This is a genomic window from Haloarcula quadrata (assembly GCF_003634715.1).
Taxonomy (GTDB): Archaea; Halobacteriota; Halobacteria; order Halobacteriales; family Haloarculaceae; genus Haloarcula; species Haloarcula marismortui.
Map to the genome: position 1 here is coordinate 441246 of NZ_RBWW01000002.1, position 11673 is coordinate 452918.

The 11673-nt window shown below is 59.8% G+C and carries 9 protein-coding genes; 2 read left to right on the forward strand and 7 right to left on the reverse strand.

Annotation, left to right across the window (positions count from 1 at the left end; genetic code table 11):
- Positions 1–37: 37 nt before the first annotated feature.
- Together BDK61_RS19365 and folP are read right to left on the reverse strand one after the other, a co-directional pair.
- Entirely contained in the window at positions 38–271 is a 234-nt protein-coding gene (locus BDK61_RS19365) for a hypothetical protein (RefSeq protein WP_004965927.1), read from the reverse strand.
- A gap of 25 nt (positions 272–296) precedes the next feature.
- Positions 297–2696, reverse strand: a complete 2400-nt coding sequence (folP, locus tag BDK61_RS19370) for a dihydropteroate synthase (protein ID WP_121304202.1) — start codon at positions 2694–2696, stop codon at positions 297–299.
- A 316-nt stretch (positions 2697–3012) separates the two neighbouring features.
- On the opposite strand from folP, the gene BDK61_RS19375 reads away from it, so the two are divergent.
- Entirely contained in the window at positions 3013–4758 is a 1746-nt protein-coding gene (locus BDK61_RS19375) for a formate--tetrahydrofolate ligase (protein WP_049919410.1), read from the forward strand.
- An 84-nt stretch (positions 4759–4842) separates the two neighbouring features.
- Here BDK61_RS19375 and BDK61_RS19380 read toward each other — a convergent pair whose 3' ends face one another.
- From BDK61_RS19380 to BDK61_RS19395, 4 genes are all read right to left on the reverse strand, one after another.
- Positions 4843–5436 carry a cyclodeaminase/cyclohydrolase family protein gene (locus BDK61_RS19380; RefSeq protein WP_004965921.1) on the reverse strand — a complete coding sequence of 198 codons (594 nt, stop codon included), beginning with the start codon at positions 5434–5436 and terminating at the stop codon, positions 4843–4845.
- 303 nt (positions 5437–5739) lie between these two features.
- Positions 5740–6372 (reverse strand): GTP cyclohydrolase I, encoded by a 633-nt coding sequence (gene folE, locus BDK61_RS19385; protein ID WP_121304204.1) that lies wholly within the window; start codon positions 6370–6372, stop codon positions 5740–5742.
- Positions 6373–6587: 215 nt separating this feature from the next.
- Positions 6588–7898 carry a hypothetical protein gene (locus tag BDK61_RS19390; RefSeq protein WP_208644699.1) on the reverse strand — a complete coding sequence of 437 codons (1311 nt, stop codon included), beginning with the start codon at positions 7896–7898 and terminating at the stop codon, positions 6588–6590.
- Positions 7895–8413, reverse strand: a complete 519-nt coding sequence (locus BDK61_RS19395) for a hypothetical protein (RefSeq protein WP_121304208.1) — start codon at positions 8411–8413, stop codon at positions 7895–7897. Before BDK61_RS19395 ends, BDK61_RS19390 begins: the two co-directional genes overlap by 4 nt.
- A gap of 478 nt (positions 8414–8891) precedes the next feature.
- On the opposite strand from BDK61_RS19395, the gene rdfA reads away from it, so the two are divergent.
- Positions 8892–9488, forward strand: a complete 597-nt coding sequence (gene rdfA / locus BDK61_RS19400; protein ID WP_121304210.1) for a rod-determining factor RdfA — start codon at positions 8892–8894, stop codon at positions 9486–9488.
- A 41-nt stretch (positions 9489–9529) separates the two neighbouring features.
- On the opposite strand, the gene BDK61_RS19405 is transcribed toward rdfA, so the two are convergent.
- Positions 9530–11488, reverse strand: coding sequence for an archaea-specific SMC-related protein (locus tag BDK61_RS19405; protein ID WP_121304212.1), 1959 nt, complete (start codon positions 11486–11488; stop codon positions 9530–9532).
- Positions 11489–11673: the final 185 nt, after the last annotated feature.

Sequence of the window (11673 nt, forward strand, 5' to 3'; positions counted from 1 at the left end):
GGAGCCCTGTCCGTTCACACGCGAGTTGGATTCGCCTTCAGTAGTACTTCCAGTCGTCCTCACGGCTTCCCTGCACGACACCGTCGTCATTGTCACTGTCCATCTCTTCCTGCTCATCAGGCCAGCGGATGCCGTCTCCGACGAGGCTCTTGTACGCGAAGGCACCCAGACCGACGAGTATCAACAGAAGGACGACGGTTCCAGCGACTGCTGCCACCTGCCCGACGGACTCGAGCAGACCCGAGCCGAGTTGAACCGGAAACTGTACCATACACGTTCTTGGGGTTGCACAGGTATCACTGTTGTCGAAGCTGGGATGGCCGAGTCGCCGTCGCTGAAACGGTCTTGAGCACGGCGTTGTTCTCGGAGACATCGTGGACCCTAACGGCGTCAGCCCCGCGTTCAGCGGCAAGCGCTGTCGTTGCCAGCGTCGGCGGCAGCCTGTCCGCTTCTGCGTCGCTCATCTCGGCAAACATCGACTTCCGGGAGTGCCCGACCAACACCGGACAGCCGAGCGCCTGAAACTCGTGGAGCCGGTCGACAAGTTCGAACGATTCGGCGGCGTTTTTCCCGAACCCGCAGCCGGGGTCTATGATAATCTGTTCACGGTCGATACCGGCCTGCTCGGCGAGCAGTATCTGCTCCGTGAGGTCTCGAAGCACGTCATCGACGACATCGTCATAGGTCACAGTCCGACCTGGGTCCACTGGCGCAGACAGGCTATGCATCAGGATAACGGACGCGTCGTGGTCGGCAACCACGAACCGCATCTCGGGGTCCGACAGTCCCGACACGTCATTGACGATGTCAGCACCGGCGTCCAGCGCCGCGTCAGCGACGGCAGCCTTTCGTGTATCTACGGAGACAGTCGTGTCAAGCGACGAAACGGCCTCTATGACCGGTACTACGCGATCAATTTCCGTTTCAATAGACACCGGCTCTGCCCCAGGACGCGTGCTCTCGCCGCCGATATCGACGATATCGGCCCCGGATTCGATCATCTGTTCCGCGTGACTGATAGCAAGGTCTCGACGGTTGTACTCGCCACCGTCGTAGAAACTATCTGGCGTGACGTTGAGAATACCCATCACAGCCGCCTCTTCACCGTCAAACGGCGGCGGGAACGACCGCTCAGACAGCATCTCTTCGAATTGTATGGCGAGGCAACCGAGCCCCAACCCCGCCGAAGCCAGCCGGTCGGTGAGCTGTTGAAATTGTCGCGGCGTCCCCGAAAGCGTCGTGTCGACAAGTTTCTCCGGCATCCCGACAGTCGAACAGGTACAGGTCCCGCCGCAGTCTTCGAACTCTTGTTTGACGACTCCTGCTTGGTCGCGCCGCACTGTGACCGAGAGCATCTGCTGGTGGAGTTGTGGCTCGTTTTCGACTCCAGCAGTCTCTCCCGTGGACGCCTGCTGGAGGTTCTCCTTGGGAACGACCAGCCGACTCCAGCGGTCCCGAGCTTCGGCCACCGCGTAGAGCGACCCCGCCACGAGCACGAAGTCGTCTTCGCCGGCCGTAGCTATTGCTCGTTCGGTGGCTTCGGGGACGGACTCAACCTGCTGTATCTGTGCTGCCTGCCCCTCAAACGCGGCAGCGAGCGATTCGGTGCTCGCGGCTCGGTCGACCGCCGGTCGCGTCGCGAAGGCCGTCTCGACAGCCGGAAGCGTCGCAATCATCTGCTCGTACTCCTTGTCCTGCATCGCGGCGAAGACCACGTGGAGGTCGTCGTACTCATACCGCCCGATGAGTGTCGTCAGCGTCTCCATCGCACCTGGGTTGTGAGAGCCGTCGAGGACCACCATCGGGTCGGTCGACCGGACTTCGAACCGGCCCGGCAGCGTCGCGGCCCGCAGTCCCTCGGAGATGGTTTCCGTGTCCACGTCGATGAGTTGTCGGGCCAGCGTCGCAGCAACGCCGGCGTTCTCCGCCTGATGCTGGCCAAGCAGCTTGAGGTTCGATTCGAGGGCCCAGTTAGAGCCCGTGAGTGAGATGCGGTTCTCGACAGCCGAGCGCATGCCGTTCTCCGTGGCGGTCACATCGGCCGCCTCACTACCGACAGTGATAGTGTCGGTAATCTCTTGGATTGCATCAAGGGCAGCGCCGGCCGTTCCCGTCACGAGCGGGGCGTCGCTTGGGGCGACCTGCCCTTTGTCGCGAGCGATCTCCTCGATTGTGTCGCCGAGCAGGTCGGTGTGCTCTAAACTGATGCTAGTGACAGCGCTTGCGACGGGATCGACCGCGCTAGTTGCGTCGTATCGGCCGCCGATACCGACTTCCAAGACTGCCACGTCGACGTCTTCGACATCGAAGTGATAGAGCGCCAGCGCAGTGAGTACCTCGAAATGTGTCGGCTTGTCGTCCTCGGCAGCCAGTTGGTTGATACAGGGCTCTATCTGTTCAACAAACTCCGTCACCCGCGCTTTCGGTACCCGACCGCCGTTGACCGTGATTTGCTCCCGAAAGCCGTTCAACCCTGGCGAGGTAAATAGGCCGACATCTAGCCCGGCGGCTCTAAGCACACTCTCGGTCATCCGGGCGGTGCTTCCCTTTCCGTTTGACCCGGCGACCTGTACGCTGTCGAAACTGCCGTCCGGGTCACCGAGATGTGAGAGCATCCGCGCCGTCGTATCGGTCCCCAACTTGGGCCGACGACGCTGTAGCGACTGCAGGTAGTCCGCCGACTCGTGGTACTCCATAGCACAATTGGGCGGCGGCAGCCTGATTAATTTATCCCCAGAGAGGACCTGTTTCGATAGTGCGAACCGATGACAATTCGGGCTGAATCGGTGCAAACGCCCGATACTGGGCCTGAGGAACCGGTCAAGTATGCTCCCAAATCTCGACTTCGCGGCCGCTACTGTCCGGCCTGCTCTTGGGTCTGAGAACTACTCTCGTAAGCCGAGATACATGATGTGGCTTTCGGGGTCCGCAACGGCATCTCGAACACATCCTATCCCGGTAGTGTCAGCTTCACTAACATTATTACGACGGTGCAGGGAAATGCTATTCGAGATGTCTTCACAGGATGAGCAATCCGCGACCGAAGAAACACAGGAGCCGATTCCGACGGACTACGACATCGCCCAGTCGACCGACATGGAGCCGATCTGGGAACTGGTCGAACCGTGGGGACTCGGCCTCGACGACCTCCAGTACTTCGGCGAATACACCGCGAAAGTCAAACAACACGCCATCGAGCGCCTCCGCGAACAGGCCGAAAACAGGGAGCAGAACCTCGTGCTGGTAACCGGGATGACGCCGACGCCGAAAGGCGAAGGGAAGACGGTAACCACCGTCGGTCTTGGGCAAACGCTCAATCACGTCGGCGAGGAGGCGATGATCGCGATCCGAGAACCGTCGCTTGGCCCGGTGTTCGGGGTCAAGGGCGGCGCAGCGGGTGGCGGCCGGTCGCAGGTCCTCCCGATGGAGGACATTAACCTCCACTTCACCGGCGACCTCCACGCACTCACCTCAGCACACAACCTTATCGCCGCGATGCTCGATGCGAAGGTATCGCAGGGCGACGACCTGGATATTGATATCAACAACGTCTCCTGGCCGCGGGCTATCGACATGAACGACCGCGCACTCCGTGAGACGGTCGTCGGCCTCGGTGGGAAGACCGGCGGGACCCCGCGAGAGGATAGCTTCATTTTGACGGCGGCCTCCGAGTTGATGGCGGTCCTCTGTCTGGCCAGCGATATCGGGGACCTGAAAGAGCGCGTCAGTCGAATCATCGTCGCCTACGACGAAGACGGCGACCCGGTGACCGTCGAGGACATCGAGGCGACCGGCCCAGCAACCATGCTTCTCCGGGATGCGATCAAACCGAACGTCGTCCAGACTATCGAGGGGACGCCGGCACTGGTCCACGGCGGACCGTTCGCGAACATCGCTCACGGGACGAACTCGCTGGTCGCCGATAAGACAGCATTCGGCATGGGCGACTACCTCGTCACTGAGGCCGGCTTCGGCTCCGACCTCGGGGCCGAGAAGTTCATGGACGTGGTCTGTCGCAAGGGCGACATGACGCCAAACGCCGTCGTACTCGTAGCGTCGGTTCGTGCGCTCAAATATCACGGACTCGACCAGTGGCCCGTCGACTACGACGAGATCGACGAGGCCGGCGTCGAAGCCGTCGAAGCGGGCTTCTCAAACCTCGATAAGCACGCGCGGAATCTCCAGAAGTTCGGCGTCCCGGTCGTCGTCTCCGTCAACCGCTTCCCGGACGATACTGACGAGGAGGTTCAGGCCGTGCTGGACCACTGCCGCGAGGACCTCGGCGTCAGAGCGGCTGAGTCGAACGTGTTCTCCGACGGCAGCGAGGGCGGCGTCGACCTCGCCGAGAACGTCATCGAGGCGACCGAGGAGAGCAACGAGGAGGACTTCCGGATGCTGTACGACGACGATGACAGCATCAAGGAGAAAATCCACACTGTTGCGACCGAGATCTACGGTGCTGACGACGTGAAATACACCGGTGGCGCGCTTGACGACATCGAGCAGATGAACGACCTCGACTTCGACGACTACCCGGTCGTCATGTCCAAGACCTTCCACTCGCTGAGCGACGACGCGAGCCAGAAGGGTGCGCCGGAGGGCTGGGAACTCGAAATCAGCGAAGTGTACCCATCCGCTGGCGCGGGCTTCCTCGTCGCACTTACGGCCGACGCGCTCACGATGCCCGGCCTACCGGCCCGTCCGGCCGCGGCCGACATGGATATCGACGGGGACGGCAACATTTCGGGACTGTTCTGAAACCCGGTCCTACGTTCCAGGTTTCGCGTTTCGTCGTCTCGACGTTGAATGGACGCCATTCAGCTGTCAACGAATGGACGGCGCTCACCGCTCCGCGTTTGCGACCGCTTCGTCAAGCGCCGCTTCGCCGGCGGCCGCTACCTTGCCTGCCTGCTGCTTCATCGCTGCCACGACTGATTCGTCGTCTAGCATGTCGAGATTAGCCCGGACAGTTGAGACGGACGCCTGCAGTGCTGCCGCGGCAAGCAGCGCCCCAACAGTTGCGTCCGGGACGGCGACCGGCGCCCCCTTCGCAGTCACCGTACGGGCCTGCTTGACCACGTCGAGACAGACCTCGGCCGTCTCCAGTGGCACCTCGGTTGAGCGTTTCGAGGCCGCCTGAATCCGATCAGCGTCCCCAGACTCGAATGCGGCCCCGACCGCATCGACCGCTGCTGCATCCTCGTCAGCAAGGTCGAGCAGCCGTTCCCGCTGGTCAGCTAGAGCCCCGCCAACATCGATGAGCTCATCGGCCGCTGTCTCGGACCCGTCTGTGTCGACGGTGTGAATGCAGACCATCTCACAGAGCGCCGCGCCCATCGCACCGCCGACAGGTGCGACCGCACCGCCGCTCGGGGTCACCTGCTCCGACGCAACCGCGTCGAGAAACTCGCCGATTGGCTGGTCCGCGAACGTCATCTGGCGGGCACAGTAGTTTCAGGTAGCGGTTGTCTGTCCATACTGCAGCTATCCCGACGTGTCACCTAATTGTTTCCCCGTCGGTGTCCGCGGAATCTCGATGTCAGCTATCTCCACGACCTTTCGTTCTCAGACCCGGCTGTGGTGGCTACTTTATCGGGACCCTGACAGTCCCGCGGTCAGTCCCGGTTGTGTCTCTTGGCCCGCGATGGGCACACCCTCACGTTCTGGTGCTATACGGAACAGGCACACACTCAGACAGTCACTAGTCTAATACGATGAGTTTTGACCCTCCGCTAGCACTCAACGGCCGTTGGGACCGCCGGTGTGTCGTCGAACCGACTCCCTGAACTGCGTGCGGTCCGCTTCGTTGATGGTTCCGACGTGCTCTCTGGTCGTCGTTTTAGTCTCCGTCTCGATGCCTCGCATGACTTCGCACATGTGCGTTGCAGTCAGTTCAACGACGACTCCGTGAGCGTCGAGTTCGTCGGCTAGGCCGGCTGCGATATCCCGCGTGAGTGTCTCCTGTGTCGTTAGCTGGCGTGACTGCCACCGGACGTATCGAATGAGCTTTGACAGCCCCACCATCTGATCCCCGGGTCTGTACGCCACATGGGCAACGCCCCGGAAAGGGAGCATATGATGTTCGCACATACTGTGAAGCGGAATTCCGGTTTTGACGATGAGACCATCGGTTTCCGCGTCGAAGGTACGCATTATCGGTTTCGACTCGGACCGAGCGCCTTCTGTTAGCGTCTCGAACATGTCCGGGACACGCCGACTCCACGTATCCGATAGTCCTGCCGAATCGGGGTCACGGCCAGCGGCTTCAAGTAGGAGACGAGCACCACGTCGTGCCTTCTCTTCGTCAAAGCCGTCTGTCGGTTGGGTTGCAGTATCGTGCTGTTGTGTAGGCTCCTGTTCCCGGGAATCCATTACAAACAAACAGGAGGGCTCAACGTACAAAGCCTCTGTTCCCCAGTAGTTCAGTACTGGAATAACAGTGGTAACATTGTGATTTCGTACCACAACGTATCACCGGCTATGAATTTCATGTATTGCAACAACGTTCAATAAGTCCTTTTGCACGGCAGTCAACACGGTTCTTTTGACCGGCGAGTCAGCCGCAATATTGTTTTCGAACCGCTGTTTCAATCGCCTTCCAGCGCCTGTACGGTCTGTTGGGTGGCTGCTGACGCTGAACGGGCGAGTGCTGTCGCATACCAGTAGTCCGCAACGCTTCTATCGAGAGTGGACGCCGCAATCTCTCCCTGATGATGGGTCAATTTACGGTCAGCGGCCATCACCTTGTGGCCGGCGTCGACGAGAACCGTCCGGGCCAGTGCTGACCGTGAGCTCGATTCAAGGGCCGCAGTGAGTGCATCGTACGCGGTCTGTCTGATGTCTCGAACCGTTTTCGCATCCGATGGCCGAGCGAGTTCCTCCGCCTCCCGCCGCGTCTGAATGCGGTCGAGCGCTCGGAGGCGAGCGAGCTGACTGTTCGCATCGACAACAGCGCTCGCGGGCCCGATAGCATACGCAAGACGGCTGATACCGCTCTGGGCTTCCCGACGGAGTTCGTCGAAAACCATCCGCCCAGGGGTGCGGTCGTCCGTGTTCGGTTCCGGCGCCAGGGTCGACTGCTGGTCGCGGATGTCTGCCAGCAATGCTTTTGCTGCGGCGGTCAGTGGTTGCCTGACTGACCCCGCATCGGGTGGAAGCGAGGCAGTGAACTGCGCCCGGATGTGGCGAGCATCACTAAGATACACTTGGGCCGCCTCGGCTGTCTCGCCCCATTCGGCGACAGACAGCAGCGCTGACTCCTCCCGTGGCCTGACATCCGTGTCAGTGGCCCGCTCCAGTCCCGCTTCAATTCGGGCGTGAACCAGCGCCGCACGCACCGGATCTGCCCCGACGTATTCGTGCTCCTGCCGGGTTTCGCGTGCTCCAGACACGGTCCGGTTGTACTCATCCTGGAGTGGAGCGGCGGTGAGGCCACGGTCGACGACGCCCCACCCCGCAGCGGCATAGCGGGCGTTCTCACGAGCGCGCCGCAACGACCGGAGCGCCATCAAGCCGGTTCGGGCCGTCCGTGCATCACCGAGACCCTGTGTTGCATCGCTTGCGGCGTCAGTCAGATGCTTGCGAATGTGACCGTTCGGGATCTCTTCCGGGCCGAGTGGCGTGGGAAGCGTCGCCAGAAGCCAGCGAACCCGCTCCCGTGTGGCGTCGAAATAGCCAGATGTGATAGTAACCGGGACCGAAGGGGGGACAGGAGACTCTCGCTCTTCGTCGCGCGAGATGTCGGGCAAATTGTAGGTATTAACAGTTGCCTTACTTCCTCCACCCAGACTGTCGATACTGCTACAGCCAGCGATGGCGCTGGTCCCAGCCAAGGCGAGCACACCCCGCCGGGTCAGCTGAGGGGATTTCCCGCCAGTCTCAGACGCCTCATCTGTCATGCCTGCTCACCACCGATCTGGGTGCGTCGGTCACTACTCGGTGCTGCCTCGCTTCCGTCTCCACTTTCCCCCTCTGCACCGACTCGCTGTCTTTCGCAGCTGTTGCCTCCAATGGAGGAGGAATAACTGGAGATGTCGTCTGCGTTGACCGTATCGGGAATCCGAATGAGCCAGACCGCGTACACCTCCTTGTCTGCTGTGCAGGGTTCGTCGTAGGGTCGACTCACCCAACCGTAGTCGGTCGTGATGTTATCCGCCGTCCACCGGATCTGACAGAGCGTTAGTCGAAAGCACTCCTCGATCATCACAGTCTGGACGTAGACTGTTTCTGTGTCGAAGTCAGTCTCGTCGAGGAAGGTCCTGATCAGCGACCGGTCCACGTCTTCAGCAGCGGTGACCCGGTCGGCCTTGGATGTCGTGTCGATAACCTCGGACTCCAGTCGACGGGTGTGTGGGCTTTCGGTCGGCCGACCGTCTCCATCATCGAGCCAGACTGGCCGACGGTCGGCGTCCACACGTGTGACAACTGTATCCGGGTCAGATACCGACCAGTTCCGGGGGCACTCGAATCGTTGTTTTTGGAAGTGGTGCGTGTTGATTCGCCGCTGCTCTCGAAAACCCCGCTACAGCCGGCCAGAACTGTCGCTAGCCCGCAGACGCTGTGGAGGAGGGTGCGTCGGGTGGAGGGGACCATCGTGTAATGTTTCGCTTGTAATGTCATGTATAAAATTCTCGTGGTTGTTCAGATCACAGCAGACCATTCAGAGGAAGGTTCAGCTACAAATTTCGATACCGGTAGATGCTGATACTCTCGCAAATGCTGACAGTATACCACTATACCGAGGGATATTAGTCTATATACCACGTATTTAGGTTCAAATCCGCATATCTGGGTGACAAGGGCTATAATAAATAGATAGGACCACGGAACAGTGACCAGACGAATCCGTTCGCAACAAAACGGCTAAACCGGACCGGCGCATTCTGGCGATAATGGGGTCAGCGCAGTCCAAAGTCGCACAGCTGATCGAAACGTATGAACTGGCGTCGATGGGCGCGGAGCTGGAACGCGCCTGGCTCGGGAACACCGGGGAACGACAGAGTCTCCGTGACCTCGCTGATCGGTTCAATCAAGCTCTGCTCATGGCTGCAATCCGCGATGCGGGCATGGATGTGATCGACGGCGAACCGACGAACTTCTATCGGCTTCTGACGGATGACAATGTCAGTGCGGGGAAACGGATCGAGGCGCGGAATCGACTCGACCGAGCCGGCATCGACGTCGATACGTTGGAAGACCAGTTCGTCACGTATCAGGCGATTCGATACTACCTGACAGAGGTTCGCGGTGTGAGCTATGACTCCGAATCAGAAACTGAGCAGGTTGAGCAGGAACGCGAGACTATCGACCGCCTCCGCAGCCGCGTCGAGACAATCGTTCGGGACACGGTCGACCGACTGAACACCGCAGACAAACTCACTGTCGGCGAGTATCGAGTGTTCGTGAGCATTGATATTCGCTGTCAGGACTGCGGAATGCGTTACAGTATCAGCGACCTTCTCGACCGCGGCGGCTGTGACTGTGAATAATCGCTCAATAAATCCGGTCTTTGGGGAGAGCTACAACCGGGTCAAATATCGGTAATCCGGTTGTAGCTATCTGAGAGCGCCTGTGCGTCCTCGAGGAGCAACGCGACAACGAGATAGGAGGGGAACTCAGCGAAATACTCAACGAGTGAAGCGATACGCTCCGAGTCGATTGCTTCGAGCGAGTCAAGCAACATGAATGGAACCTCCTCGTACACATCGTGAACAAGGTAGCCGGCGAGTGCAAACACCAGCCCGGTCACTTCGCGCTCACTTTCGCTCAGATGGCCGACAGTGTCCTCGTAGACAGTTCCGCTGTCGGTGCTCCTAACGACGTGGAGGGTGAACGTCGACCCCGTGACGCTGTCGTCGCTATTATGGACTGGGTCATCTGGTGTGTCGGTCCGTTCAAGCCAGATCCGTTCGATATTACCATAACCGAGGATGTCGAGCAGGTCGTCCATCTTCTCGTTGAACTGGTCGGTCGCTTCGGCTTCGAGACGGTCGATACGCGACCGGAGGTCGATCAGTTCGTCAACCACCTCTTCCCGTTGCGCGGCCAGTTCGTTGTTCCGGCGGATCTCTGACTCGATGTCGGCGATTTCTCCGCTTACCTCGTCTCGTTCGGATTCGAGCCGGTCCAGTTCCAGTTCCAGTTCGTTCGCTTTCGTATGGAGGTCGAGCACCTTATTGAACTCTTCCGTCCGGAGCGTCGTGACCCGCTCCTCAAGTTCCTCGACGCGAGCCGAGAGGTTGTTGCGTCGCTCTCGGCGGTCAGTAACCGTCGTCTGCCGTCGCTCAATTTCTGCGTCAACGTCCTCAATCGTCGCCGTGAGTTCTTGTGCCCGCGTGCGTGTCTCCGCAATTTTGTCACGTTGGCCGGTCAGTTCATCGAGTTCATCTTCGATACTGCCGATCTCCGACACCATCTCCTGAAGATGGTCACGCATACTCTGGAGCGTCGACTCGATACGCTCCGGCTTCACCTGCGAGCCACAGGTCCAGCAGGTCGTCTTTGACCCCTTGTACAACTGATCAGTGATGTCACCCACGCTCTCGGGCTTTGCATCGATAGCGTCGGTTATCTCACGGTGTTCGCCGGACAGCAGTTCCTCGTTGAACCCGATAACGTTCTGCAGTCGGGTGGTGTACTCTGAGAGTTCCCGCTTTCGTTCCCGAAGCCGGTCGATGTCTGATTCGAGCGCTTCGAGTCGTTCGGTCGGCGATTCCGGGAGGCCAGACCGTTCGACTGCGAGGTTACCCCGCTCGTCGCGTAACGCCGCAATACTCTCTTGCTCCGACTGAATATCATCTCGAACGCGTTTCAGTTCGGACCGAGTCGCCTGGAGTTCATCGAGAGCCGTCTCGAGTTCGTCCCTGTTTTTTTGAGTCGTCTGGAAATCTGCGTCCCGCTCGTCGATTCGGTCCTCCACTCGCTGGAGTTCATCTCTGGTCTCAGCAATCTCGTCGCGTAGATCTGCCTGTTGCCGCTCGAGATCCGGGAGCTCACGCTTGAGCGACGCGATACGGTCGAGTTCCGCATCGATCTCTTCCTTGCGCTGTTCGGCCGCACGTATCTGTCGGTGGATAGATGCCACATCGACTGGCCGCATAATGATCTCCCGGAGGTCCACATCCCGTTCGACGGCTCGCCTGGCCTCGTTGTCTTCGAGCAGGAACGCGAACAGGTCCGCAACTGTCGAGTCAGTGAGAAGGCCGAGGCCAGACCCGGCAACCCCGTCGTCAGTTCTGGTCAGTGTTCGGGTGTACGTTTCCTCTCCCAGTGAGAGTTCGACGCGCCCCTGGTCTGAGTCACCTTTCACGCTCGCCCACTCGCTCCCATGGGCGGCCATCACCGACTGAAGAAATGACGTCCGATTGGTCGCATTCCGGCCTCGAAGCACTGTCACCCCTGGTGGAACCTCGACTGTCGTCTCGTCGATCCCCCCGATCTTCTCGACGGTGACGGTTGCCACCTCCCCGGATACCGAGAGTGAACCCATATTTCGGTGTGTGCGAGTGACGGGCATAAGTACTATGACGCGCGTGGCACCGCCCATTCGGATTTTCACCCCAATAGTTGCCGGCGACTAACAAGCATATGTCTGTTATTCCATCGAATTCATGGCTATAGTTCCATGCAGAAACAATCGCCCAAATACAGATATCAAACAGTTTCAGTAAATAA